The organism is Klebsiella sp. PL-2018 (assembly GCF_019048985.1).
Taxonomy (GTDB): Bacteria; Pseudomonadota; Gammaproteobacteria; order Enterobacterales; family Enterobacteriaceae; genus Klebsiella; species Klebsiella michiganensis.
Window position 1 is genome coordinate 3,474,448 of the sequence record NZ_CP077673.1, and the last position, 26,147, is coordinate 3,500,594.

The 26,147-nt window shown below is 55.2% G+C and carries 24 protein-coding genes and 2 pseudogenes; 16 read left to right on the top strand and 10 right to left on the bottom strand.

Annotated elements, in window-relative coordinates:
* Positions 1-18: 18 nt before the first annotated feature.
* Complete coding sequence (fraE, locus tag MKleb_RS16185) at positions 19-1,062, bottom strand: fructose-asparagine asparaginase (protein ID WP_009653379.1); 1,044 nt, start codon at positions 1,060-1,062, stop codon at positions 19-21.
* A gap of 279 nt (positions 1,063-1,341) precedes the next feature.
* Here fraE and MKleb_RS16190 point away from each other — a divergent pair, with 279 nt between their 5' ends.
* Together MKleb_RS16190 and MKleb_RS16195 are read left to right on the top strand one after the other, a co-directional pair.
* Positions 1,342-2,532 carry an HD-GYP domain-containing protein gene (locus tag MKleb_RS16190; protein ID WP_217075997.1) on the top strand — a complete coding sequence of 397 codons (1,191 nt, stop codon included), beginning with the start codon at positions 1,342-1,344 and terminating at the stop codon, positions 2,530-2,532.
* 76 nt (positions 2,533-2,608) lie between these two features.
* Positions 2,609-4,392: pseudogene (locus MKleb_RS16195) on the top strand (diguanylate cyclase).
* 144 nt (positions 4,393-4,536) lie between these two features.
* On the opposite strand, the gene icd reads toward MKleb_RS16195, so the two are convergent.
* Positions 4,537-5,787, bottom strand: coding sequence for an NADP-dependent isocitrate dehydrogenase (gene icd, locus MKleb_RS16200; RefSeq protein ID WP_004131480.1), 1,251 nt, complete (start codon positions 5,785-5,787; stop codon positions 4,537-4,539).
* A gap of 236 nt (positions 5,788-6,023) precedes the next feature.
* On the opposite strand from icd, the gene rluE reads away from it, so the two are divergent.
* From rluE to purB, 5 genes are read left to right on the top strand one after another with little or no spacing between them, the layout of a single operon-like run.
* Positions 6,024-6,674: a 23S rRNA pseudouridine(2457) synthase RluE gene (gene rluE, locus MKleb_RS16205; protein ID WP_004138338.1), complete on the top strand. Its 651-nt coding sequence runs from the start codon at positions 6,024-6,026 to the stop codon at positions 6,672-6,674.
* 20 nt (positions 6,675-6,694) lie between these two features.
* Positions 6,695-7,171: an NUDIX hydrolase gene (locus MKleb_RS16210; protein ID WP_025106932.1), complete on the top strand. Its 477-nt coding sequence runs from the start codon at positions 6,695-6,697 to the stop codon at positions 7,169-7,171.
* A 38-nt stretch (positions 7,172-7,209) separates the two neighbouring features.
* Entirely contained in the window at positions 7,210-8,316 is a 1,107-nt protein-coding gene (gene mnmA, locus MKleb_RS16215; RefSeq protein ID WP_004849976.1) for a tRNA 2-thiouridine(34) synthase MnmA, read from the top strand.
* A 59-nt stretch (positions 8,317-8,375) separates the two neighbouring features.
* Positions 8,376-9,017, top strand: a complete 642-nt coding sequence (gene hflD / locus MKleb_RS16220) for a high frequency lysogenization protein HflD (protein WP_004131471.1) — start codon at positions 8,376-8,378, stop codon at positions 9,015-9,017.
* A gap of 3 nt (positions 9,018-9,020) precedes the next feature.
* The gene (gene purB / locus MKleb_RS16225) at positions 9,021-10,391 is read left to right on the top strand and encodes an adenylosuccinate lyase (protein ID WP_004131470.1); all 1,371 of its coding nucleotides are present in this window, start codon (positions 9,021-9,023) and stop codon (positions 10,389-10,391) included.
* A 49-nt stretch (positions 10,392-10,440) separates the two neighbouring features.
* Here purB and MKleb_RS16230 read toward each other — a convergent pair whose 3' ends face one another.
* Complete coding sequence (locus MKleb_RS16230) at positions 10,441-11,655, bottom strand: MFS transporter (RefSeq protein WP_025106931.1); 1,215 nt, start codon at positions 11,653-11,655, stop codon at positions 10,441-10,443.
* 99 nt (positions 11,656-11,754) lie between these two features.
* Between MKleb_RS16230 and MKleb_RS16235 the strand changes: the two genes are divergently transcribed.
* From MKleb_RS16235 to MKleb_RS16250, 4 genes are all read left to right on the top strand, one after another.
* Positions 11,755-12,201 (top strand): winged helix-turn-helix transcriptional regulator, encoded by a 447-nt coding sequence (locus MKleb_RS16235; protein ID WP_009653498.1) that lies wholly within the window; start codon positions 11,755-11,757, stop codon positions 12,199-12,201.
* Positions 12,202-12,286: 85 nt separating this feature from the next.
* The gene (gene phoP / locus MKleb_RS16240) at positions 12,287-12,961 is read left to right on the top strand and encodes a two-component system response regulator PhoP (protein WP_004101181.1); all 675 of its coding nucleotides are present in this window, start codon (positions 12,287-12,289) and stop codon (positions 12,959-12,961) included.
* Positions 12,958-14,424, top strand: a complete 1,467-nt coding sequence (gene phoQ / locus MKleb_RS16245) for a two-component system sensor histidine kinase PhoQ (protein ID WP_004849971.1) — start codon at positions 12,958-12,960, stop codon at positions 14,422-14,424. Before phoP ends, phoQ begins: the two co-directional genes overlap by 4 nt.
* A gap of 86 nt (positions 14,425-14,510) precedes the next feature.
* Positions 14,511-15,632 (top strand): ribosomal protein uL16 3-hydroxylase, encoded by a 1,122-nt coding sequence (locus tag MKleb_RS16250; RefSeq protein ID WP_025106929.1) that lies wholly within the window; start codon positions 14,511-14,513, stop codon positions 15,630-15,632.
* A 55-nt stretch (positions 15,633-15,687) separates the two neighbouring features.
* On the opposite strand, the gene pepT is transcribed toward MKleb_RS16250, so the two are convergent.
* On the bottom strand, positions 15,688-16,917 hold the full coding sequence (gene pepT, locus MKleb_RS16255; protein ID WP_025106928.1) for a peptidase T: 1,230 nt from the start codon (positions 16,915-16,917) through the stop codon (positions 15,688-15,690).
* Positions 16,918-17,174: 257 nt separating this feature from the next.
* Here pepT and potA point away from each other — a divergent pair, with 257 nt between their 5' ends.
* The 4 genes from potA to potD are packed head-to-tail and all read left to right on the top strand — an operon-like array spanning position 17,175 to position 20,977.
* Entirely contained in the window at positions 17,175-18,311 is a 1,137-nt protein-coding gene (gene potA / locus MKleb_RS16260) for a spermidine/putrescine ABC transporter ATP-binding protein PotA (RefSeq protein WP_014228869.1), read from the top strand.
* Positions 18,295-19,152, top strand: a complete 858-nt coding sequence (gene potB / locus MKleb_RS16265) for a spermidine/putrescine ABC transporter permease PotB (protein ID WP_004849963.1) — start codon at positions 18,295-18,297, stop codon at positions 19,150-19,152. Before potA ends, potB begins: the two co-directional genes overlap by 17 nt.
* Positions 19,149-19,934: a spermidine/putrescine ABC transporter permease PotC gene (gene potC / locus MKleb_RS16270; protein WP_004849960.1), complete on the top strand. Its 786-nt coding sequence runs from the start codon at positions 19,149-19,151 to the stop codon at positions 19,932-19,934. Before potB ends, potC begins: the two co-directional genes overlap by 4 nt.
* Entirely contained in the window at positions 19,931-20,977 is a 1,047-nt protein-coding gene (potD, locus tag MKleb_RS16275; RefSeq protein ID WP_004849958.1) for a spermidine/putrescine ABC transporter substrate-binding protein PotD, read from the top strand. The genes potC and potD overlap by 4 nt, the downstream gene beginning before the upstream one ends.
* Before the next feature lie 56 nt (positions 20,978-21,033).
* Here potD and MKleb_RS16280 read toward each other — a convergent pair whose 3' ends face one another.
* The 5 genes and pseudogenes from MKleb_RS16280 to MKleb_RS16300 form a co-directional block, all read right to left on the bottom strand.
* Positions 21,034-21,315 carry a hypothetical protein gene (locus MKleb_RS16280; RefSeq protein WP_025106927.1) on the bottom strand — a complete coding sequence of 94 codons (282 nt, stop codon included), beginning with the start codon at positions 21,313-21,315 and terminating at the stop codon, positions 21,034-21,036.
* A 218-nt stretch (positions 21,316-21,533) separates the two neighbouring features.
* Positions 21,534-21,707: pseudogene (locus MKleb_RS16285) on the bottom strand (hypothetical protein); the annotation flags it as partial.
* 303 nt (positions 21,708-22,010) lie between these two features.
* The gene (locus MKleb_RS16290; protein ID WP_025106925.1) at positions 22,011-23,273 is read right to left on the bottom strand and encodes a PTS ascorbate transporter subunit IIC; all 1,263 of its coding nucleotides are present in this window, start codon (positions 23,271-23,273) and stop codon (positions 22,011-22,013) included.
* Positions 23,274-23,304: 31 nt separating this feature from the next.
* Positions 23,305-23,571, bottom strand: a complete 267-nt coding sequence (locus tag MKleb_RS16295) for a PTS sugar transporter subunit IIB (RefSeq protein ID WP_025106924.1) — start codon at positions 23,569-23,571, stop codon at positions 23,305-23,307.
* A gap of 11 nt (positions 23,572-23,582) precedes the next feature.
* Positions 23,583-24,023: a PTS sugar transporter subunit IIA gene (locus MKleb_RS16300; RefSeq protein ID WP_217075998.1), complete on the bottom strand. Its 441-nt coding sequence runs from the start codon at positions 24,021-24,023 to the stop codon at positions 23,583-23,585.
* 231 nt (positions 24,024-24,254) lie between these two features.
* On the opposite strand from MKleb_RS16300, the gene MKleb_RS16305 reads away from it, so the two are divergent.
* A complete protein-coding gene (locus MKleb_RS16305) occupies positions 24,255-25,313 on the top strand; it encodes a LacI family DNA-binding transcriptional regulator (protein ID WP_025106922.1) in 1,059 nt (352 codons plus the stop codon).
* A gap of 4 nt (positions 25,314-25,317) precedes the next feature.
* Here the strand turns inward: MKleb_RS16305 and cobB are convergent, their stop codons facing one another.
* Positions 25,318-26,142, bottom strand: a complete 825-nt coding sequence (gene cobB, locus MKleb_RS16310; protein ID WP_025106921.1) for a Sir2 family NAD+-dependent deacetylase — start codon at positions 26,140-26,142, stop codon at positions 25,318-25,320.
* Between the last annotated feature and the right edge of the window lie 5 nt (positions 26,143-26,147).

A 26,147-nucleotide genomic window follows, 5' to 3' on the forward strand; every position in this document is an offset into this window, starting at 1 on the left:
CGCCCTACCCGAAGTTGATCAGTAGGTGTGAAAGTACTGCTGGATCACCTGCGGATTTTTCGTTTGCGTCAGCGCCGTCATCAGCAGGATGCGCGCTTTTGCCGGGTTGAGCGAATCGGCTACCAGCCCAGGCTGGCCGTCATCAACAGGCACGACGCCGCTGCCGGTACGCGAGGCGCGAACCACCACGATACCGGCTTTTTCCGCCTTTTCGATCCCCGCCGCGCTGCGTACGGAGACCGACCCCGCGCCGGTGCCCGCATAGATAATCCCGTCGGCATGGTGCGCGATCGCCGCGTCATACATATATTCAGGGTCATCCTGGTAGCCATAAATAATGACCACTTTCGGTAGCGCGTTAAGATTGCGGACGTCAAAAACCGAACGCACGGTGTGAATTTTATCCACGCGAGTTTCGAACTGCGGTTTGCCGCTCACGATAACGCCCAGATAGCCCTCCTCCGGCGCCTTGAAGGTATCCAGCGTCGTGGCGTTGGTCTTAGTGACAAAACGCGCCGCGCCGATGCGGTCATTAAGCACCACCATCACGCCGCGGCCCTTCGCTTCCGGGTCGGCCGCCACGGTCACCGCTTCCAGCAGATTCATCGGACCGTCGGCGCTGATGGCCGTGGCCGGACGCATTGCCGCCGTGAAAACGACCGGCTTATTGCTTTTTACCGTCAGGTTGAGGAAATAAGGCGTCTCGTCCAGGGTGTCGGTACCATGGGTAATCACTACGCCGTCCACATCATCGCGTGCCAGCAGTTCATTGACGCGCTTTGACAGTTTGAGAATGATGTCGCTGGTCATATTTTCGCTGCCGATATTAGCGACCTGCTCGCCGTCAACGCGCGCGACTTTGCTCATCTCAGGCACGGCATTAATCAGCGTCTGTACGCCAATCGCGCCGGCTTTGTACCCGGTAGTCTGGGTATTGCTGGCCGCTGAACCGGCAATCGTCCCTCCGGTCGCCAGGATTACGATATGCGGCAGACGCGTCTCACTCGAGGCGAAAGCGCTTATCGCCAGTAACGTAATTGCCAGTAATGCTCTAAAATTCATCATGACTCATCCCAAAATAGATATTAAATAAATTCGCGCAGAGAGAATGCAAACGGCTTGCCAGGATTTAATGTATTTTACTCGGTAAAAATGATTAACTATCGGACAAAAAAGGATTTTTACTTCGCCCGGAGCGCTACTTTGGTGCAGGGACGCGCTAAAAATGGGCAGGATAAAAATGCGAAACCCGAATGGACTTATTCAATCTATTTTGTCATGTCGGCATCGCTATCAACGAAATAGAGCAAAACGGTGCGGGTAATGCGATGGAGAAAAACGATGCATAATATCGCCTTAAAATCAGCATTGATGCTTACCACCCGCGTCATACAAATTATTAACCCTGAATTACACCTGCATATGCAACGAACGGCGCTGATCGCGCTGGAGCTTGCGCAGGCGTCAGGGCTCTCGCGTCAGCAGCAGCAGACGATCTTTTGCGCCGCGCTGCTGCACGACATTGGCGTTCTGGGCGATAAACGAGTGTTCTCCTCGCTGAACGCCATCGATAACCTCAACGATCCGCATCAGCACCGGGGAGCAGAAATGCTGGCCGGGTTAGCGACCCTGGCCCCCATCCTGCCCATTATCCGCGATCACCATTTTAGCCCACACCACAAAGGCAGCCTCGAACAGCATATCGTCTATTTCGCCGACGTTTTTGAACGCCTGCTTGCTGGCGATAAGCACGCGACAACCTTTCAAACCGATATGATTATTGGTAAATTTCGCGCGCTTTACCAGGCGATAGATCCGCCGCTATGCCAGACTTTGTGCCAGCTCGCACAAAAAGAGCATTTTTGGCTGCACCTCAATCCCGGACATATTCAGCGAATGCTGGAGATCATCGGCCCTATCAACCATGTTTATATCGATATCGACGGTCTGAAAGATATCTGCCTGTTAATTGCCAAAATTGTCGATACCTACAGCAGCTTCACCGCCAGCCATAGTCTGAAGGTCGGGCGAATTTCGCGCACCCTCGCCGCTTATATGAATCTGCCGGAGATGGAGTGTAAGAAAATTGAGATTGCCGGCTATTTACACGATATTGGCAAAGTACACATTCCGCTGAAAATCCTGGAGAAACAGGGCGAACTGAATGACGAAGAGCTGCTTCAGGTGCGGGAACATAGCTATATGACCGGCGAAATTCTTAGCACCTTCAGCGAACTCGGCGAAATAATTAACTGGGCCGCGAATCATCATGAAAAGCTGGATGGCAGCGGCTATCCGCTTCATCTCAATGAGCATTACCTGCAGCTTCCGGATCGGATTATCGCCATCGCGGATATTTTCACCGCGCTTACCGAAGACCGCCCCTATCGCCCCGGAATGAGCCGTCAGCAAGCGTTACAGCTGATAGAGAGTGATGTTATAAATGGCGCGCTGGATAAAGACGTGTACCGCATTTTGCATCACCATGCCGAAGCGCAGCACGCTATTATTACTCACACGCTACACCCGTAATCACCGTTTTTTTTCCGGTGAAGCCGGAGTGTGACGATAAAAAATAATTAATTCATCTGCACGCAAGGAATATCCGGTGAGAATCGCCACCATGACTAACTGGGCTAAGGGATCACCGTCGCCCTGACCCTCGCCTCAGGCATCGCCATGCTGATGGCCTCAAGTGCGGATAATGCCGAACGCCGCGCCGTCGAACAACGCCAGGCGTTTGACCAGCTAAGCGAAGAAGTAGAAAGCGGCGCCTGGGAGCTTTCCGATCTCGCGCGACTTTACATCATTCAAAAAAATCAGGATGTGCTGCAGGAGTACCGGCAGCAAGCCCAGGCCACCGCCGCCATTGAACATCGTCTGGAAAAGCTGAAAGACAATGGCGCAACCGCTGAAGAGCTGGCGCTGCTGCGCGAGGGTTTACAGATAGCCGATGAACTTCAGGATGAGCAGCAAACGGCGCTGGCGCAGGTTGCCAGGGGAGAAGAAAAAGCGGCGGTCAGCCTGCTTTACGGCGCTGCCTATGAGCAGGAGCTTGAGCGGGTCCAGACGCAGCTCGATCACTTTCGCCTGATGCTCGAAGGCCGGGTGAATAAAACCATTGCCGAGGCTACGGAGAAATCACGGATCTGGCGTACGCTTTCTGAGATCATGGTTGGGCTCACCGCGCTGATGTTCCTGTTTGTGCTGGGGTTTATTCTTAAGCGGCGGGTGCTCTATCCCGTCGTTCGCCTGAGCGACGTGGTGCAGCGGCTGGCATCGCAGGATTATGCGGTTGAGACGCCGCAGTTTACCCAGATTGATGAAATTGGCGATATGGCCCAGGCCATTCGTATCTTTCGCGAGAACGGGCTGGCGCGGCAGCGGCTGGAACAAGAGCGCGATGCGGACTGGGCGGTCCGCGAGCTGCTGGCGAGGATGACCCAGCGCTTGCAGGGCTGCGAATCGTTCGAGGATGTGATCAAGGTTGCCGAACTGTTCGCGCCAAATATCGCCCCGGAGATCCCGGGCCGGCTGTATATTCTCGATACCGATCCCTGGCAGATGCGCTGCGTGGCGCAGTGGCTTTCTCCGCCGCTTGAAGCCGACGTCTTCCATCCGGATAACTGCTGGGCCGTGCGGCGCGGGCTGAGCCATCCGCCGGTCAACGGTGAGCCGGATATCGCCTGTTATCACCTGTCGGAATCGCAGGCTCAACGGTCGCTATGCGTGCCGCTGATTGCGCAAGGAGAAGCGATTGGTCTGCTCTCCTTCAGCAACGTCACCTCCGCGACCGCCCCGTCCCGCGCCTATCTTGAACTGATGGCCGAAGCCCTGGGTCTGGCGCTGGCGAACCAGCGTTTACGCAACGCGCTGCTGGAAAAGGCGCTGTTTGATTCATTAACCGGCCTGCGCAACCGCCACCACCTGGATGACGCTCTGCATACTCAAATGAATCTGGCGGTACGCAACGGTACGCCGCTGAGCTGCCTGATGATCGATATCGATCACTTTAAGGCGATTAATGATAGTTATGGTCACGAAGCGGGCGATCTGGTCATTAAAAACGTCGCGGCGATTATTCAACGTGCGGTGCGCGATATTGGGATGGCCTTCCGCTATGGCGGCGAAGAGTTCCTGGTATTGCTGGGCGGAACCGATGAAGAGGCCGCGATGGCCTGCGCGACCGACATCTATCACAGCGTTCAACTGCTGACGCTACGCTATGGCCTGGCTGAAATTGGTCAGGTCGATGTGTCCATCGGCATCGCCAGCTACCCGCAGCATACGCAAAGCGATAGCCTGCTGCGCGCGGCTGACGCAGCGCTCTACCGGGCAAAAGAGCTGGGGCGGTCGAGAATTGTGAGCTTTGGGATGTTGAAGGCGGATTGAGTCGACAGTCACACCACCGCGTAAAACTGGACGAGAGACCGCTATACCCCTCCTTTTAGACCCGCGTAACGGACGCGATTCCCCCCGGAGAATAAAAAAACGGGAACCCATCGGCTCCCGTTTTTGTTTAACCCAGAGACTGGATTACATGTTCGCGATAATCGCGTCGCCAAACTCGCTACATTTCAGAAGTTTAGCGCCTTCCATCAGACGTTCAAAGTCATAGGTCACGGTCTTGGCGGCAATTGCGCCTTCGGTGCCTTTAACAATCAGGTCTGCCGCTTCGAACCACTGCATGTGGCGCAGCATCATCTCAGCGGACAGGATGATGGAACCTGGGTTCACTTTGTCCTGGCCGGCATATTTCGGCGCAGTACCGTGGGTGGCTTCAAACAGCGCGCACTCGTCACCGATGTTCGCACCCGGGGCAATACCGATACCGCCAACCTGCGCCGCCAGGGCATCAGAGATATAGTCACCGTTCAGGTTCATACAGGCGATAACATCGTATTCCGCCGGACGCAGCAAGATCTGCTGCAGGAAGGCGTCGGCGATAACGTCTTTAACGACGATCTCTTTCCCGGTGTTCGGGTTTTTAATCTTCAGCCACGGGCCGCCGTCAATCAGCTCACCGCCGAACTCTTCGCGTGCCAGCTGGTAGCCCCAGTCTTTGAACGCGCCTTCGGTGAATTTCATGATGTTGCCTTTGTGCACCAGAGTCAGAGAATCGCGATCGTTGGTGATAGCGTATTCGATGGCGGCGCGAACCAGGCGTTTAGTGCCTTCTTCAGAGCACGGCTTGATGCCGATACCGCAATGTTCCGGGAAGCGAATTTTCTTCACGCCCATTTCATCGCGCAGGAATTTGATCACTTTATCTGCTTCAGCAGAATCGGCTTTCCACTCGATACCGGCGTAGATGTCTTCAGAGTTTTCGCGGAAGATAACCATATCGGTCAGTTCAGGATGCTTAACCGGGCTCGGGGTACCCTGATAATAACGAACCGGGCGCAGGCAAACGTAGAGGTCCAGTTCCTGACGCAGAGCAACGTTCAGAGAACGGATGCCGCCACCGACTGGGGTGGTCAGAGGGCCTTTGATAGCAACACGATATTCACGAATCAGATCAAGAGTTTCGGCAGGCAGCCAGACATCCTGGCCATAAACCTGGGTCGATTTTTCACCGGTGTAAACTTCCATCCAGGAAATTTTACGCTCGCCCTTATAGGCTTTCTCAACGGCAGCATCAACCACTTTCAGCATCGCCGGAGTCACGTCAACGCCGATACCATCACCTTCGATGAACGGGATAATCGGGTTATTAGGGACGTTCAGCTTGCCGTTTTGCAGGGTGATTTTTTGACCTTCCGCCGGAACTACTACTTTGCTTTCCATTAACCTCTCCTTCGAGCGCTTCTGGTTCTGCTCTTCCCTCTTCACGCTAGCCGGGCGTTGGCTTTACTCGCCCACTCCCGTCATCGGAATATCCCGCTAACCGGAGATTTCGCGTCCGTGTCGCCTTCCTGTAATGCGAATCGGTTTGAGCAACCTTTTTGTTAATAAGTTGTAATGAGCATGTCAATACTACCTGAATGTTTGCATCCATGAAAGGCATTCGTAATTAGGCTATAATGCGGCAATTGATTGAGTCTGAAAATACCATGCAAAAAACTTCATTTAGAAAACATCGCGTTGAGCGATTCAGCACGCAACAAGTCACCAGACAACGCAAAGAACGCCAGCCAAAAACTGTGATCTTGTTCAATAAACCATACGATGTATTGCCGCAATTTACCGATGAAGCCGGACGCAGCACGCTGAAAGATTTTATTCCGGTTGCCGGCGTCTACGCTGCCGGTCGGTTGGATCGCGATAGCGAAGGCCTGCTGGTACTGACCAACGACGGCGCGCTGCAGGCGGCGCTCACTCAACCGGGTAAGCGCACCGGTAAAATTTATTATGTTCAGGTGGAAGGTGAACCCACGGCGGACGCGCTGGCCGCGCTCCGCGACGGCGTCACGCTTAATGACGGCCCTACTCTGCCCGCCGGCGTTGAGCGGGTTGCGGAACCAGAGTGGCTGTGGCCGCGGAATCCGCCCATCCGCGAGCGCAAATCTATCCCCACCAGCTGGCTGAAAATCACCCTCTATGAGGGACGCAACCGCCAGGTACGGCGGATGACCGCCCACGTCGGCTTTCCGACGCTGCGCCTGATTCGCTATGCGATGGGCGGCTATACGCTGGATGGCCTGGCCAACGGCGAATGGCGCAAAATTGATTAACCGTAGCCTAAGGAAAAACAATGTTTAAGCCGCACGTCACCGTCGCCTGCGTGGTTCACGCGAAAGGCAAATTCCTGGTTGTTGAAGAAACGATCAACGGAAAAGCGCTGTGGAACCAGCCTGCAGGTCACCTCGAAGCCGACGAAACCCTGGTTCAGGCCGCAGAGCGCGAGCTCTGGGAAGAGACCGGCATTCGCGCGACGCCGCAGCACTTTCTTCGCCTGCATCAGTGGATAGCCCCGGATCGCACCCCGTTTTTGCGCTTCCTCTTTACTATCGAGCTTAACGATACGTGCGTCACCGAGCCCCATGATAGCGATATCGATCGCTGCCTGTGGCTCAGTGCTGAGGAAATTCTTAACGCAACAAACCTGCGTTCTCAACTGGTTGCCGAGAGCATTCGCAGCTATCAGCAGGATCCGCGCTACCCGCTGTCGCTCATCGGCGAATTTAACTGGCCGTTTACAGGGGGTGCCTCGACGGATGACGCGTGCTAGAATACGCCGCCTCGAAGTTCAATGTAGTGAGTATTCCAATGTCAGAAAGCCAGAAAAAAGTGATCGTCGGCATGTCCGGCGGGGTTGATTCCTCAGTTTCCGCTTACCTGCTGCTCCAGCAAGGGTATAAGGTGGAAGGCCTGTTCATGAAGAACTGGGAAGAGGACGACGGCGAGGAATACTGCACCGCAGCGGCGGATCTTGCCGACGCGCAGGCCGTTTGCGATAAGCTGGGAATTGAACTTCACACCGTCAACTTTGCCGCAGAATACTGGGACAACGTATTCGAATTGTTCCTTGAAGAATATAAAGCCGGCCGCACGCCGAACCCGGATATTCTGTGCAATAAAGAAATTAAATTTAAAGCCTTCCTCGAATTTGCCGCAGAAGACCTCGGCGCTGACTACATCGCCACCGGGCACTACGTGCGCCGCGCCGACGTTAACGGCAAGAGCCAGCTGCTGCGCGGCCTCGACGGTAACAAAGACCAGAGCTATTTCCTTTATACTCTCAGCCACGAACAGATCGCGCAAAGCCTGTTCCCGGTAGGAGAGCTGGAAAAGCCGCAGGTGCGTAAAATCGCCGAAGAGCTGGATCTCATCACCGCGAAGAAAAAAGACTCGACCGGTATCTGTTTTATCGGCGAACGTAAATTCCGTGAATTCCTTGGCCGCTACCTGCCCGCCCAGCCGGGTAAAATTATCAGCGTTGACGGCGACGAAGTTGGCGAGCACCAGGGCCTGATGTACCACACGCTGGGTCAGCGTAAAGGCCTGGGCATCGGCGGCATCAAAGACGGCGGCGAAGACCCGTGGTACGTGGTCGACAAAGACGTCGAAAACAATATTCTGATTGTCGCCCAGGGCCACGACCATCCGCGTCTGATGTCCGTGGGGTTGATTGCTCAACAGCTGCACTGGGTAGACCGCGAGCCGCTGACCGGCACGCTGCGCTGCACGGTGAAAACCCGCTACCGCCAGACCGATATCCCCTGCAGCGTAAAAGCGCTGGATGACGACCGCATTGAAGTGATCTTTGATGAGCCGGTTGCCGCCGTCACGCCTGGCCAGTCTGCGGTCTTTTACCGCGACGAAGTCTGCCTCGGCGGTGGGATTATCGAACAGCGCTTGCCGCTGCAGGCTTGACAGACATATTAGCCGCGGAATGCCTCAACCGGGTATTCGGCGGTTTACAAGGAGAATGTGTGGCGAAGAATTATTATGACATTACGCTGGCGCTGGCCGGCGTTTGCCAGGCCGCGCGTCTGGTTCAGGAACTGGCGCACCAGGGGCACTGCGATAGCGACGCCCTGCATGTGTCGCTGAACAGCATCATCGACCTCGACCCGGATTCAACGCTGGCGGTGTTCGGTGGTAGTGAAGCCAATCTTCGTCTCGGGCTGGAAACTCTCATTGGCGTGCTGAATACCAGCAGTCGCCAGGGACTGAACGCCGAACTCACCCGCTATACTCTAAGCCTGATGGTGCTCGAGCGTAAGCTTGCCGCCAGCAAAGGGGCCATGGATACCCTCGGCAACCGTATCGGTGGCCTGCGCCGTCAGCTTGAACATTTCGACCTGCAATCCGAGACCCTGCTCAGCGCAATGGCCGGCATCTATGTTGATGTCATTAGCCCGCTGGGCCCGCGGATTCAGGTGACCGGCTCTCCAGCCGTGCTGCAAAGCCCTCAGGTTCAGGCGAAGGTTCGCTCTGCCCTGCTGGCAGGTATTCGCTCCGCGGTGCTATGGCACCAGGTCGGCGGCGGACGTCTGCAGCTGATGTTTTCCCGTAATCGTCTGGTTAACCAGGCAAAACAAATTCTTGCTCATTTAACCCCGGAGTTGTGATCTATGGAATTATCCTCACTGACCGCCGTTTCCCCAGTCGACGGCCGCTACGGCGACAAAGTCAGCGCGCTGCGCGGTATCTTCAGCGAATTCGGTTTGCTGAAATTCCGCGTTCAGGTAGAAGTGCGTTGGTTGCAAAAACTGGCCGCGCACGCAGCGATCAAGGAAGTTCCTGCTTTTGCTGCCGACGCAAACGGTTACCTTGATAAAATCGTCGCCGATTTCAGCGTAGAAGATGCAGAGCGCATCAAAACGATCGAGCGCACCACCAACCACGACGTCAAAGCGGTTGAGTATTTCCTCAAGGAAAAAGTCGCCGACGTGGCAGAACTGCACGCGGTCTCCGAGTTTATCCACTTCGCCTGCACCTCCGAGGACATCAACAATCTGTCCCACGCGCTGATGCTGAAAACCGCCCGCGACGAAGTGATCCTGCCATACTGGCGCAAGCTGATCGACGCGGTTAAGGACCTGGCGGTACAGTATCGCGATATCCCGCTGCTTTCCCGCACCCACGGCCAGCCGGCCACGCCGTCCACCATGGGTAAAGAGATGGCGAACGTCGCTTACCGTATGGAGCGCCAGTATCGTCAGCTGAATCAGATTGAAATTCTTGGCAAAATCAACGGCGCGGTGGGGAACTATAACGCCCACATCGCCGCCTACCCGGAAGTCGACTGGCACCAGTTCAGCGAAGAGTTCGTCACCTCGCTGGGTATCCAGTGGAACCCGTACACCACCCAGATTGAACCGCACGACTATATCGCCGAGCTGTTTGACTGCGTCGCCCGCTTCAACACCATCCTGATTGATTTCGATCGTGACGTGTGGGGCTATATCGCGCTCAACCATTTCAAGCAGAAGACCATTGCCGGCGAAATCGGCTCTTCCACCATGCCGCATAAAGTGAACCCGATCGACTTCGAGAACTCCGAAGGCAACCTCGGTCTGGCCAATGCGGTGATGCAGCATCTGGCAAGCAAACTGCCGGTTTCCCGCTGGCAGCGCGACCTGACCGACTCCACCGTCCTGCGTAACCTCGGCGTGGGCATCGGCTACGCGCTGATCGCGTATCAATCCACCCTGAAAGGCGTGAGCAAGCTGGAGCTGAATCAGGACCGCCTGCTGGATGAACTGGACCACAACTGGGAAGTTCTGGCCGAGCCGATTCAGACCGTCATGCGTCGCTACGGCATCGAGAAGCCGTACGAGAAGCTGAAAGAGCTGACCCGCGGCAAGCGCGTTGATGCCGAAGGCATGCAGCAGTTCATCGACAGCCTGGCGCTGCCGGAAGCGGAAAAAGTTCGCCTGAAGGCCATGACCCCGGCTAACTATATCGGCCGTGCGACCACCATGGTTGACGAACTGAAGTAAACCTTTCCACCCTCTTTCCGCCGGGAAAGAGGGTTATTTTTCCTCCCCCTCATCTGCTCGTCGTCATCCCCCGGGTCATCAACCAGAACAGCAGCGCCAGCAGACTGACCGAAGCCCCCAGCAGGCAAACGCCCTGCCATCCCGCGCGCGCATATACCGCTGTCGTACTCACCGCGCCCAAACCGCTGCCAAGCGCATAAAACAGCATATACAAACCGACCAGCCTGCTGTGCGCTTCGGGACGGGTACGGAAAATCATGCTTTGATTGGTGACATGCAGCGCCTGACCGCCGAGATCCAGTAGTACAATGCCGACCAACAGCGCCGCGGGCGACCATGCCATCAGCGACAGCGGCCACCAGGCTATCAGCAACATCACCAGGGCCGCGGCGCTGGTGCGCTGCCCATATCCGCGATCGGCCCATTTACCGGCACGACCCGCTGCCAGAGCGCCGATGACCCCGACCAGGCCCAGGGCGCCAATCTCAGTATGGGAAAAGCGAAAGGGCGGAGCGGTTAATGGCAAAACCAGCGCACTCCAGAAGATATTGAAAGCGGCAAACATCAGTAATGCCAGCACGCCGCGCACCTGAAGCACTTTTTCCTGGCGCAGCAGAGCCAGCATGGATATCAACAGCCGCGGATAGCTCAGAGGGTTCGGCGCAGCCGCCAATACCGGCAGCCGACGCCACAGCGGAAGCGCAATGCCCAGCATCAGTAAAGCGGCCAAGATGTACACCCCGCGCCAGCCGAAGAGATCGCTAATCGACCCGGAGAATACCCGCGCCAGCAGCAGCCCGATAAATACTCCGCTTTGCGCAGCGCCCACCACGCGTCCCTGTTCATGGGGCGCGGCGGCGCTGGCGGCATACGCGATTAGCCCCTGGGTCATCGCGGTACCCAGCAGGCCAACGGCAAGCATACAGCCCAATAGCATCACGGCGGTGGAAGCCATACTCACCGCTGCCAGGGCAGCGATCAGTAAAATCACCTGCGTCGCCATCAGGCGGCGGCGATTCACCCTGTCGCCCAGCGGCACCAGCAGTAGCAACGCCATTGCGCAGCCAATCTGGGTCGCCGCAATCACCCCGCCAATCGCGGCGTCGCCGATCGCAAAATCTCGCGCTAGCGCGTCGAGCAGCGGTTGCGCGTAATACACGTTTGCCACGCTCAGGCCGCTGGCGATAGCAAACAGCCAGACCAGGCTGCGAGGCATAACCGTTTGCGGATCGCTTAGCGTTGGAGATATCAGTGTCGCTTTCATGATGCCCACCTTGGTTACCTGGTTTCAAAATAAAACCAGTTGAAGGCTAGAACATCAAGTTTTAAAATGCAACTACTTACCAGGCCGTTCGGAGAGCCCATGCCAGCGCGTGAAAAAATGAAAAACGAAACCTGCCCCGTCGCCCGAAGCGTGGATATTATCGGCGATCGCTGGTCCTTGTTGATTGTACGCGACGCCTTTGATGGCATACGCCGCTTCAGCGATTTTCAGCGAAGCCTCGGTATGGCGCGTAATATTCTCTCTGACCGTCTGCACAAATTGGTAAACTCAGGTATTCTCACTATGCAATCCGCCTCGGATGGCACGGCTTATCAGGAATACGTACTGACGGCAAAAGGAGAGCGTTTGTTCCCCGTTGTCGTTGCGCTACGCCAGTGGGGAGAGCTGCATCTGTTTGCCCATGGGGAACCCCATTCCGTACTGATCGATAAACGTACGCTGCGCCCGATACCGATGATGTCGCCCGCGGCCGAAGATGGACTCGTCCTCACCGCCCAAGAGACCGAGGTACAAAAAATCGAATAAAATTCTTTATTTAACAGCTGTTTATATTAAAGGTGTATAATAAACGCTAAACTGTTCAATATCATAAATAAAATGGAGAACTGGCATGCGCGTACTCGTGGTTGAGGATAACGCTCTGCTGCGCCACCACCTGAAAGTTCAGCTGCAGGAGCTGGGACATCAGGTCGATGCGGCGGAAGACGCAAAGGAAGCGGATTACTATCTGGGTGAGCACGTTCCGGACATCGCCATCGTCGATCTTGGCCTGCCGGATGAAGACGGCCTTTCGCTGATTCGTCGCTGGCGCAGCCACGACGTGTCGGTACCGGTGCTGGTGCTGACCGCCCGCGAAGGCTGGCAGGATAAGGTTGAGGTCCTGAGCGCCGGAGCGGATGATTACGTCACTAAGCCGTTCCATATCGAAGAGGTTGCCGCCCGCATGCAGGCGCTTCTGCGGCGTAATAGCGGCCTGGCATCACAGGTTATCTCCATTCCGCCTTTCCAGGTGGATCTGTCGCGTCGCGAGCTGTCGGTCAACGACCAGCCCATCAAGCTGACGGCATTTGAATACACCATTATGGAAACCCTGATCCGCAATCGGGGCAAAGTGGTCAGCAAAGATTCGCTGATGCTGCAGCTCTATCCCGACGCCGAGCTGCGCGAAAGCCATACCATCGATGTGCTGATGGGACGATTGCGCAAAAAAATACAGGCTGAGTATCCGCAGGATGTGATTACCACCGTGCGCGGTCAGGGCTATCTGTTCGAACTGCGCGGATGAAAGGGGTGCTGCGGCATATTCTGCCGCTGTCGTTACGCGTTCGCTTTCTGCTGGCGACGGCCGCCGTGGTGCTGGTGTTGTCACTCTCCTATGGCATGGTCGCGCTGGTGGGGTATAGCGTCAGTTTCGATAAAACCACCTTCCGCCTGCTGCGCGGCGAGAGCAATCTGTTCTATATGCTGGCGAAATGGGAAAACAACACCATCGATGTTGATATCCCCGAAAACCTGAATATGCAAAGCCCCACGGTGACGCTCATTTACGACGCCCGCGGCCAGCTGCTGTGGGCACAGCGCGACGTACCCTGGCTGGTAAAACGTATTCAACCGGACTGGCTCAAAAACAACGGCTTTCACGAAATTGAGGCCGACGTTGACAGCAGCAGTATGCTGCAGCACAACAACCATGAGATTCAGCAACAGCTGGACGCCATTCGGCAAGAGGACGATGGCTCCGAAATGACCCACTCGGTGGCGATCAATATCTATCCGGCCACCAGCACCATGCCGCAGCTCAGTATCGTGGTTGTCGACACCATTCCGGTAGAGCTTAAGCGCTCCTACATGGTGTGGAGCTGGTTTATCTATGTCCTCGCGGCTAACCTGCTGCTGGTGATCCCGCTACTGTGGGTCGCGGCATGGTGGAGCTTGCGCCCTATCGAATCGCTGGCCAAAGAGGTGCGCGAACTGGAGGAGCATCACCGCGAGATGCTCAATCCGAATACCACCCGCGAGCTGACGCGGCTGGTCAGCAACCTCAACCGCCTGCTGAAAAGCGAACGCGAACGCTATGATAAATACCGCACGACGCTGACCGACCTCACCCACAGTCTGAAAACCCCGCTTGCGGTGATGCAGAGCACGCTGCGTTCCATGCGCGGTGAGAAAATGAGCGTCAATGAAGCAGAGCCGGTGATGCTGGAGCAGATTAGCCGCATCTCGCAGCAGATTGGCTACTATCTGCACCGCGCCAGCATGCGCAGCGGCGGTTCGCTGCTCAGTCGCGAGCTGCATCCCATCGCTCCGCTCCTCGACAGCCTGACCTCGGCGCTGAATAAGGTCTATCAACGTAAAGGCGTGAACATTACCCTGGATATCTCGCCGGAAATCAGTTTTGTCGGTGAAAAGAATGATTTTATGGAGGTTATGGGCAATGTGCTCGATAACGCCTGTAAATACTGCCTTGAGTTTGTGGAAGTCTCCGTCCGGCAGACCAACGACAACCATCTGCATATTCTGGTTGAAGATGATGGCCCGGGGATCCCTGCCGCGATGCGCAGCGCGGTGTTCGACCGCGGCCAGCGCGCAGATACGCTGCGCCCCGGACAGGGCGTCGGTCTCTCGGTTGCCCGCGATATCGTAGCCCAGTACGATGGCCGCATCCTCGCCGAAGAGAGCCTGCTCGGCGGCGCCTGCATGGAAGTTATTTTTGGTCGTCAGGCCCTGGAAGATAAAGAGAGCTAAAACCGTCGGTTTTTTAACGGCGCCTGCATCATGCTGGTGCCGCATCCGTTATAATCCCTAACAGACACCTGCTGTGGAATATAAATATGGATTATCAATTAACGCTTAACTGGCCCGACTTTATCGAACGCTACTGGCAAAAACGCCCGGTGGTGCTGAAACGGGGCTTTGCTAATTTCGTCGATCCGTTAAGCCCGGACGAACTGGCCGGACTGGCGATGGAGAGCGAAGTCGACAGTCGCCTGGTCAGTCATCAGGACGGTAAATGGCAGGTCAGCCACGGCCCCTTTGAGAGCTACGATCACCTGAGCGAGAATAACTGGTCGCTGCTGGTACAGGCAGTCAATAACTGGCATCAGCCAACGGCGGCGCTCATGCGTCCGTTCCGCGCCCTGCCCGACTGGCGCATCGACGATCTGATGATCTCGTTTTCCGTCCCCGGCGGCGGCGTCGGTCCGCATCTCGACCAGTACGATGTGTTTATCATTCAGGGTACCGGCCGCCGCCGCTGGCGCGTGGGTGAAAAAGTGCCGATGAAACAGCACTGCCCGCACCCGGACCTGCTGCAGGTCGACCCGTTTGAAGCCATCATTGATGAAGAGATGGAGCCGGGCGATATTCTGTATATTCCGCCGGGGTTCCCGCACGAAGGCTACTCGCTGGAAAACTCGCTCAACTATTCAGTTGGCTATCGCGCGCCTAACGCGCGTGAGCTGTTCAGCGGCTTTGCTGATTATATTTTGCAGCGTGAACTGGGCAGCCAGCGTTATGCCGACCCGGACGTACCGTCTCGCGAGCACCCTGCGGATATTCTGCCCGCGGAGCTGGATCGCCTGCGCGATATGATGCTGGGGCTGATTAATCAGCCGGAGCACTTTAAGCAGTGGTTCGGCGAGTTTATCACCCAGTCCCGGCACGAGCTGGACGTGGCGCCGCCGGAGCCACCGTATCAGCCGGATGAAATTTACGATGCCCTGCAGCAGGGAGATAAGCTGACGCGTCTTGGGGGCCTGCGCGTGCTGCGGATTGATGGCCAGGTATTCGTCAACGGCGAGAAGATCAACTCTCCGCACCGTCCGGCGCTGGATGCTCTGGCAACCCACCTGACGCTAAACGCTGAGCATCTCGGCGATGCGCTGGAAGATCCCTCCTTCCTCGCCCTGCTGGCCGCGCTGGTCAACAGCGGCTACTGGTTCTTTGAGGACTGAGTCTTCGACTGCCCGGTGACGGCTGACGCCTCACCGGGCCCGTAGCTTATAGCCTTCATGCGCCTCGTTTCGCCGTCAGCTCCGCAATACGTACAATCACCTGCACCGCCTTCTCCATGCCTTCAAGCGTCACAAACTCATGCTTGCCGTGGTAGTTATAGCCGCCGGTAAACAGATTCGGACACGGCAGCCCCATGAAGGAGAGCTGCGCGCCGTCGGTACCGCCGCGAATCGGCTTCATCTGCGGATCGATCTGGCAATCCACCATCGCCTGACGGGCAATCTCCACCACGTGCGGGTGCGCCATCACCTTTTCATGCATATTGTAATAGCTGTCTTCGATGACCAGCTCAATATAGCAATCCGGATGCAGCCCCTTGCCGACCTTCTTGGCGATCTCCATCATTTTGCGCTTGCGGGCCTCAAACTGCTTGCGGTCAAAATCGCGGATGATGTAGTGCATATCGGCCCGATCGACCGTGCCTTTGATGCTGGCCAGATGGTAGAAGCCCTCATAGCCTTCGGTGGTTTCCGGCGCTTCGTCCGCTGGGACTTCGGCATGAATGCGCGCCGCCAGCGACAGCGCGTTGACCATCACCCCTTTCGCCGTACCGGGATGAACATTGTTGCCAACGATCTTAATCGTCACCGACGCGGCGTTAAAGTTCTCGAACTCCAGCTCACCCACGCCGCCACCGTCGACGGTATAGGCCCAGCAGGCGTCAAACGCGGCAACATCGAAATGCTTCGCCCCTTTGCCCACCTCTTCATCTGGGGTAAAGGCCACGCGAATATCGCCGTGAGGAATATTCTTCGCCTTTAGCGTCGCCAGCGCGGTCATGATCTCTGCGATACCGGCTTTATCATCGGCGCCGAGGAGCGTTTTACCATCGGTGGTGATCAGCGTCTGCCCGAGCAGCTGGTGCAGTATCGGGAACATCACCGGTGAGAGAACCTCATCGCCAATACCAAGCGCGATATCGCCGCCGCGATAGTTTTCTACGATCTGCGGATTCACGTGCTTGCCGCTGAAGTCAGGCGACGTATCGACATGAGAAATAAAGCCAATGGCCGGAATATCACCCTCAACGTTAGCTGGCAGGGTGCCCATGATCGTCCCTTTCTCACTCAGCGTCACATTCACCAGTCCCATTTCTTGCAGCTGCGCCTGAAGCAGACGTAGCAGCTTCCACTGACCTTCCGTGCTCGGTACCTGACGCACGCCCGGTTTCGACTGCGTGTCTAAAGAAACGTACTGCAAAAAACGCTCAAGCAATTTATCCATGTAGCCACCCTCTTTTTTTGTGACAACATTATTGATAAGCCGGAAAAACCAAATATTGCGTCAGGTCATTTTTAGCCCGGCAAATGAGAATTTAATACATTTCACACGATAATGTTGTAAAGGTAGTTCATCATGGCGCATCAATCATTGGCGATTACAATCGTTTGCCGTAGAATGCTCGGCCTTATTATTATATGTGCAAAACCAAAGGTGGTTAACCACAAACCCCGCATCGGTAAGCTTTCCGCTGCGTCTACATGGGACAGAGTCGAAAATTGAATACACAACCGCGTTCGCGTTCTCCGCTGGTTCAGCTGGCGGGAATTCGCAAAAGCTTTGATGGTAAAACGGTTATCTCCGACCTCAATCTGACCATCAACAACGGTGAGTTTCTCACCCTGCTTGGCCCCTCTGGCTGCGGTAAAACAACCGTTCTTCGTCTTATCGCCGGACTGGAAAGCGTCGATAGCGGCCAAATCCATCTCGAAGATCACGATATCACCCATATCCCGGCGGAAAACCGCCATGTGAACACCGTCTTTCAAAGCTATGCGCTGTTTCCGCACATGACGGTGTTTGAAAACGTCGCCTTCGGCCTGCGTATGCAGAAAACCCCGACGGCGGACATCGCTCCCCGCGTCCACGATGCCCTGCGCATGGTGCAGCTTGAAGCGTTTGCTCAACGTAAACCGCATCAGCTGTCCGGCGGCCAGCAGCAGCGCGTGGCGATTGCCCGCGCGGTGGTAAATAAACCGCGCCTGCTGCTGCTTGATGAATCCCTCTCCGCCCTTGATTATAAACTGCGCAAGCAGATGCAGAACGAACTGAAGGCGCTGCAGCGTAAGCTCGGCATCACCTTCGTCTTCGTGACCCACGATCAGGAAGAAGCGCTGACCATGTCCGACCGTATCGTGGTGATGCGCGAGGGTAAAATCGAGCAGGACGGTACGCCGCGCGAAATCTACGAAGAACCGAAAAACCTGTTCGTCGCCAGCTTTATCGGCGAAATCAACATTTTCAGCGCCACGGTCATTGAACGGATTGACGATCGGCGGGTGCGCGCCAGCGTCGAAGGCCGCGAGTGCAATATCTACGTCAACTTCGCCGTTGAAAAAGGCCAGCGGCTTAACGTTCTGCTGCGCCCGGAAGACCTGCGCGTGGACGAGATCCACGACAGTAATGACGCCGATGGCCTGATAGGCTATATCCGCGAACGCAACTATAAAGGCATGACGCTGGAATCGGTGGTTGAACTGGAAAACGGTAAAATGGTGATGGTCAGCGAATTCTTTAATGAAGACGATCCTGATTTTGACCACTCTCTCGACCAGAAAATGGCCATTAACTGGGTAGAAAGCTGGGAGGTTGTGCTGGCCGATGAAGAACACCAGTAAATTCCAGAATGTGGCGATCGCCACCATCGTGGGCTGGCTTGTGCTGTTTGTCTTTCTGCCCAACCTGATGATCATCGCCACCAGCTTTCTGACCCGCGACGATACCAACTTCGTCAAGCTGGTCTTTACGCTGGACAACTACGCGCGCCTGCTCGACCCGCTCTACTACGACGTGCTGCTGCATTCGTTGAATATGGCGCTGCTGGCGACGCTGGCCTGCCTGGCGCTCGGCTACCCTTTCGCCTGGTTCCTGGCCAGGCTACCGGAGAAGGTGCGCCCGCTGATGCTGTTTCTGCTGATCGTGCCGTTCTGGACCAATTCGCTGATTCGTATCTACGGCCTGAAGATTTTCCTCAGCACCAAGGGCTACCTTAATGAATTTTTGCTGTGGCTGGGTATCATCGATACGCCGCTGCGCATCATGTACACCCCTTCGGCGGTGATTATCGGCCTGGTCTATATTCTGCTGCCGTTTATGGTGATGCCGCTCTACTCGAGCATCGAGAAGCTCGACCGCCCGCTGCTGGAAGCGGCAAAAGACCTTGGCGCCGGTAAGCTACAAACCTTTATCCGTATCATCATTCCGCTGACCATGCCGGGGATTATCGCCGGCTGCCTGCTAGTGATGCTTCCGGCCATGGGGCTGTTCTACGTTTCCGACCTGATGGGCGGCGCGAAGAACCTGCTGATTGGTAACGTGATTAAGAGCCAGTTCCTCAACATCCGCGACTGGCCGTTTGGCGCGGCGACCAGCATCACGCTCACGCTGGTGATGGGTCTGATGCTGCTGATTTACTGGCGCGCGGCGCGTTTACTGAATAAAAAGGTGGAGCTGGAATGATCGGTCGACTGCTGCGCGGCGGCTTTATGACCGCTATTTACGCGTATCTCTATATTCCCATTATTATTCTGATCGTTAACTCGTTTAACAGTTCACGCTTTGGCATTAACTGGCAGGGTTTTACCACCAACTGGTATAGCCTGCTGATGAACAACGACAGCCTGCTGCAGGCGGCGCAGCACTCGCTGACCATGGCGGTGCTCTCGGCGACCTTCGCTACGCTTATCGGCTCGCTGACCGCCGTGGCGCTGTACCGCTATCGCTTTCGCGGCAAGCCGTTCGTCAGCGGGATGCTGTTTGTGGTGATGATGTCGCCGGATATCGTGATGGCGATTTCGCTGCTGGTGCTGTTTATGCTGATCGGTATTCAGCTGGGATTCTGGTCGCTGCTGTTTTCCCACATCACCTTTTGCCTGCCCTTCGTGGTGGTCACGGTATTTTCGCGCCTGAAAGGTTTTGACGTGCGGATGCTGGAAGCAGCGAAAGATCTCGGCGCCAGCGAACTGACCATTCTGCGAAAGATCATTTTGCCGCTGGCGCTGCCCGCGGTGGCCGCAGGGTGGCTGCTGAGCTTTACCCTGTCGATGGATGATGTGGTGGTCTCTTCATTCGTCACCGGGCCGGGTTATGAGATCCTGCCGCTGAAGATCTATTCGATGGTTAAAGTTGGGGTATCGCCGGAGGTTAATGCGCTGGCGACCATTCTGTTGGTTCTGTCGCTGGTGATGGTTATTGCCAGCCAGATAATTGCACGTGATAAAACTCAGGGGACGTTAAAATGAAAAAATGGTCACGCCACCTGCTCGCTGCGGGCGCTCTGGCAGTCGGTATGAGCGCCGCGCACGCGGACGATAGCAAAACGCTCTATTTCTACAACTGGACCGAGTATGTCCCGCCGGGGCTGCTGGAACAGTTCACCAAAGAGACCGGTATCAAGGTGATCTATTCGACCTACGAGTCGAACGAAACCATGTACGCCAAGCTCAAAACCTATAAAGACGGCGCCTACGACCTGGTCGTGCCTTCTACCTACTTCGTCGACAAAATGCGTAAAGAGGGCATGCTGCAGAAGATCGACAAAAGCAAACTGAGCAACTTCAGCAATCTTGACCCTGAAATGCTCAACAAGCCGTTCGACCCCAACAACGACTACTCCATTCCGTACATCTGGGGCGCGACGGCCATTGGGGTGAATAGCGAAGAGATCGATCCGAAGACCGTCACCAGCTGGGCGGATCTGTGGAAACCCGAGTATAAGAGCAGCCTGCTGCTGACCGACGACGCGCGCGAAGTGTTCCAGGTCGCGCTGCGTAAACTGGGCTACTCCGGTAATACCACCGATCCGAAAGAGATTGAAGCGGCCTATAACGAGCTGAAAAAACTGATGCCGAACGTCGCGGCGTTCAACTCCGATAACCCGGCGAACCCGTATATGGAAGGCGAGGTCAACCTCGGCATGGTGTGGAATGGCTCCGCGTGGGTTGCGCGTCAGGCCGGTACGCCGCTGGAAGTGGTGTGGCCGAAAGAAGGCGGCATCTTCTGGATGGATAGCCTGTCGATTCCGGCAAACGCCAAAAACGTCGATGGCGCGCTGAAGCTGATCAACTTCCTGCTGCGCCCGGAAGTGGCTAAACAGGTCGCGGAAACCATCGGCTACCCGACGCCAAACCTTGCCGCGCGGAAGATGCTAAGCCCGGAAGTCGCCAACGATAAATCGCTCTACCCGGACGCCGCAACGATTCAGAAAGGCGAATGGCAGAACGATGTCGGCAGCGCCAGTACGCTTTATGAAGAGTATTATCAGAAGCTGAAAGCGGGTCGTTAATCACCTCACAGGTCGGGTAGCATGGTGCTTACCCGACCGCTTCGGGAAGTGCGTTTCTAGCTTCTCAACGGATGAATTCTTGATTTAACCAGCGCGTCTTCAACGTCAAAATCGGCCAGCGGATAGTTGGTCGCCACCAGATAAAATCGCCCATCCTGCGCCGGATATTCATGGACGTTGTAGTTCACCATTTTTGGCTGCTCGGCAGAGGCGTCTCCCCGGACGGAACCGGCTGCGTATTTCGAACGGACCCGGAGAGAGTGGCTTTTAATATCCCTGTGGATTTCGCCGTGATGCTCGTCGCCGAGGATCAGGTAGTCAACATATTCAGTGGCCATGGAGTTATTCCTTCTCTGTTGTCCGAGTGAAGAAACATGCCACAAATGTCTGTCTGATACTGTTTTGTTAATCACAGCGTTACATATATGTGAAATATATTAACGGCCAAATTAATACCAGCGCTGCCGCTTTGGCAACGGTGCCATGCACGGTGAAGCCAAACTCTTCAAACAGCGGCTCCGCCGGCGCAGACTCACCGAAGCTGGTCATGCCAACAATCGCGGTCGCTCCTAGACAGGTTCTGCGGATTACGATTCAGGAAAGCACGCCACAGGACTTCGGCAATGTCAGCCATACCCATCGGGGCACCCGGGTGAACGGTTTTGGCTTGCTGTACTGCGTTCATGCTCAGCGTACGAATAGCGTTAGCAAGTTCACATCTTGCGAACATCATACTGCTCCTGGCAGACAGAAAGGTTACAGCGTCCCCAACGCAACTGCGGCAATGCGGGAAAACAGAAAGCCGGACCGGTTAAATAGACCTCTGCTTAAACCCGTATTGACGTGCCGATTGAGGACGCTGTAAATTTTATGCGTTAACCTCACCCTCGAAGAGAGTCATCCTATTATCCCAGGCGTAGCCGGGCTCAGTACCACGCCGCAGCGGAATAATCTCTTCCGGGTGGTTAACCATCAGATGCACATCAACGAGGGTGAAAACTGAGCAGCCGTATCCCTCCGCCAAAAAAATCAATTAATTAAACCAGGCCACAACGTGTCCGAGCACGATGCCAACCACGCCAAAGTCCGCATCACCGAAAGTGGTGGATGCAAAGCCCAGGTCGCCCATCAGCGGCAGCAGAATGGCGGGCAAGAAAGAAATCAGTAAGCCTTGTGCAAACGCGCCAACAATGGCGCCACGGCGGCCGCCGCAGATATTGCCGTATACGCCCGCGGTTGCGCCGCAGAAGAAGTGCGGAACCAGGCCGGGAACAATCACGCTGAGGCCAAACAGTGGACACAGGAACATGCTCACCAGACCAGCGGCAAAACTCGACAAGAAGCCGACGATGACCGCATTCGGCGCGAACGGGAATACCGTTGGGCAATCAAGCGCCGGTTTAGCGTCTTTGACCAGCTTATCGGCAATACCTTTAAAGGCCGGGACGATTTCGGCAATCACCATGCGTACGCCGGCAAGAATGATCCATACCCCTGCGGCAAAGGTTAGCGACTGAATAATGGCGAAGATAATGAAGTTCTGACCGCCGCTAATGCTGGTTTCAACAAAGTTTTTCCCCGCCACCAGTACCAGAATCAGGAACAGAATCATCATAGTCAGCGAGATGGCCACCGATGAATCACGCAGAAAGTTCAGCGATTTCGGTACCTTCAATTCTTCAATCGACGGACTGCCTTTACCTATCGCTTTACCGACCAGCGCCGACAGCAGATAGCCGGTGGAACCAAAGTGTCCCAGAGCCAGATCGTCAGTGCCGGTAATTTTACGGGTAAAGGGCTGCAGGATTGCCGGGGAAACTACCATCATCGCGCCGAGGATCGCCGCGCCGAGAGCAACAACCCAGAAAGGCGTCAGGCCGCCAACGGACAGGATCACTGCCAGCATTGCCGACATATACAGCGTATGGTGACCGGTCAAAAAGATATATTTCAGCGGAGTAATGCGCGCCAGAACGATGTTAAACAGCATCCCCAGCACCATGATCATCGCTGTCGCCGTACCGTAGTTTTTTTGCGCCAGCGCGGCCATCGCATCGGTGTTGGGCACCACGCCCTGAATATGGAATGAATGTTCAAACAGCTGGCTAAATGTTGTTAACGTCGTGGCAATAATCGCCGCCCCTGATGTTAATATGACGAAACCCATAATCGTTTTCAGGGTCCCGGAAATAACATCAGAGATAGCCTTTTTCTGTAATAGCAAACCAATTAAAGAAAAAAGGCCGACCAGTATTGCTGGTGTGCCAAGCACATCATGAATAATAAACTGCAGCATAGAATGACTCCGTAGGGCCACAAGGAATTAATTAAAGGTTAGCCACAAGAATTTCTTTAATTTTATTATTATCCAACAGGTTATTTAAACCAAAAACCTGAGCGCTGTGCCCGGTCAGGTGCTCAGCGATATCTTTAGCGCTTAAAATAATATCTGCAGATTCGCTTTTTGCCGAAGTGAGATCGGTATGCGAGACTTCCGCCTCTTTACCTAACTCAGTAATGATTTTTTTGACGTTCATTTCAACAATGAAGCTGCTGCCTAAGCCATTACCGCATACAATCAAAATCTTCTTCATCACAAACCTCATTAACCATTGATAATATTGTTTATTTTTTCTTTCGTCGATGCCTTAAGCAGGCCATCAAGACACGCTTCGTCGCAGAAATTTTCCGCCAGCGCGGTAATCATTCGGATATGTTCATCGCCAGAAACCGCGCATAGCATAATCACGACAAAGATGGGATCATTTTCATCAGCATCAAAAGAAACGCCTTCCTTTATGTGCAATAAGGATAACCCATTTTTTTTAGCTCCCTGCTCCGGGCGTGCGTGAGGCATTGCCAGACCGGGGGCTAAAACATAATACGGACCTAATTCTTCATGGCTACGAAAAATAGCTTCAACATAGTTTTCATTAATTGATTCATCGACTAGCAACGGCTGCGCAGAAATAGTAATCGCCTGTTTCCAGTCGCTGACGCTATCAACGATTTGAATCTTCTTTTCTGTTAACCAGGTGGAAATCATAAATCCCCCGCTCTATTTCAATGTGGGCCTACTATAGTGGAATACTTTCCGGACTTACCGTGATCTGTATCGCAAAGTTAGCGCTAACACGATAAAATGTTAAAATACTTGTTACCGCTAACTTTATTAACCATACTCCTGGTGAGCTTTACGCATGAGCATTAGTAGTGCCCTGGTCGCTCGCCATCATTTACAATAGACCGGTGCGATTGGGTAAACAGGAGGAAATCAGTGCAGACGTTACAAACGGATGACGGCGCAAAAGAAAAACGCAGAAAGAACACCGGCAAAATCACGCTGGCAGAAGTCGCAAAGCTGGTGGGCGTCAGTACTATGACCGTATCCCGCGCGTTACGTATGCCTGAAAAGGTCAACCCAGAACTACGCACGCGCATCGAAGCCGCGGTCAGCGAACTCGGCTATGTGCCCAATTTGCAGGCCCGAAGCCTGGCTTCAGCGGACTCAACGCTGGTTATGGGCGTTGTCCCCTCTTTTTCATCGCCCGGTTTTATCGCCGCCTCGGAAACGCTACAAACCGTCCTCGCACCTCAGGGCTATACCATGATGTTTATCGAATCTGGTCAGGGCGGGCAAAGTGAAGAGAAGGCTTTTCGGCAGATGCTGGCCTATAATCCGGCGGCAATCGTTCAGTTCAATATCGATAACGTTGACAGCTGTTCGCAGATGCTGATGAATGCCGGTATACCGATGGTAGAAATCGGCGCGATTAACCACGAAACGGCCGGTATTAGCATTGGAGTAGACTACTCCGCCGCGCTAAAAAAACTGGTCTCATCGCTGGCACAGGCGGGCTATAAAAACCTTGGTTTACTCTGCACGGCGTCAAACAACATCATGTTCAGGCAGGTATTAAGCGGCTGGAATAGTGCAATGCTCTCAATCAACCACTCTCCGCACCGGGTAGTGACGCCGCATTTACCTTCAGGGATCACCACCGGTTTCAATCTGCTGAATGATATTCGCATCACCTGGCCAGAGCTGGATGCGCTGATCTGTACCTCGGACGAGCTGGCCTGCGGCTGTATTATGGCCTGTCATAACGCGGGAATTAAGGTTCCGGATACCCTGGCGTTGGCCAGCCTTAGCGGCGGTACGCTTGCCGCGGTCTGCTCGCCGGCGTTAACTGCGGTAGAGTTTCCATGGAGCGAGGCGGGAACCGTTGCTGGTAAAACGCTGCTGGATTTACTGGCTGGAAATACGCTGGAGAGCGCCATTGAGCTCCCCTCCAGCCTGAAGGTCCGCGCCAGCAGCAGAAAGCCGCTGCGCTAAAACGTTAAAACGCTTTCAGTAGCTTGCCTATAAACTCCGGCACCACTTCGCTTGCCAGGCCATAGTGTTTTTCGGCAAATTCGCTGCCCACCTGGCTTGGCTCGAGGTTGAGCTCTACCGTATGGGCGCCCTGCAGCCGCGCTTCGTGAACAAAGCCTGCCGCCGGATAAACGTGCCCGGAAGTGCCGATGGCGATAAAGATATCGCACTCGGCCAGCGCAAGGTAGATCTCATCCATATCCAGCGGCATCTCGCCGAACCACACCACGTGCGGGCGCAGCGGCGCGGGGAACTGGCAGCAGTGGCATTTGTCCTCCGTCGTCACATCGCCGGTCCACGCCAGCACCTGGCCGCTCCACGAGCAGCGCACCTTCAGCAGCTCGCCGTGCATATGAATCACCCGGCGATTGCCCGCGCGCTCGTGCAGATTATCGATATTCTGGGTGACCAGCAGAAAACGATCGCCCAGCGCCTCTTCCAGCCGCGCCAGCGCCTGATGCGCCGCGTTGGGCGCAATGTCCGGACTTTGCAGCTGACGACGGCGGTCATTGTAAAACGCCTGCACCAGCGCCGGATCGCGGGCGAAGCCTTCCGGCGTCGCCACGTCTTCCACCCTATGCTCTTCCCACAGGCCATCGGCGGCGCGGAAGGTTTTAATTCCCGACTCTGCCGAAATACCCGCGCCGGTTAGCACCACGACTCTTGGTTTTTCCATCGTTTCAGGGGTCTCCTTATCTTCGCCGAAGAAAATCCGCTGACGCAGACGGTCTCGTAACCGACGCTTATTGCGGCGAAATCGGCTTAATCGATGTAAGCGGCGCGACTGCATAGCTA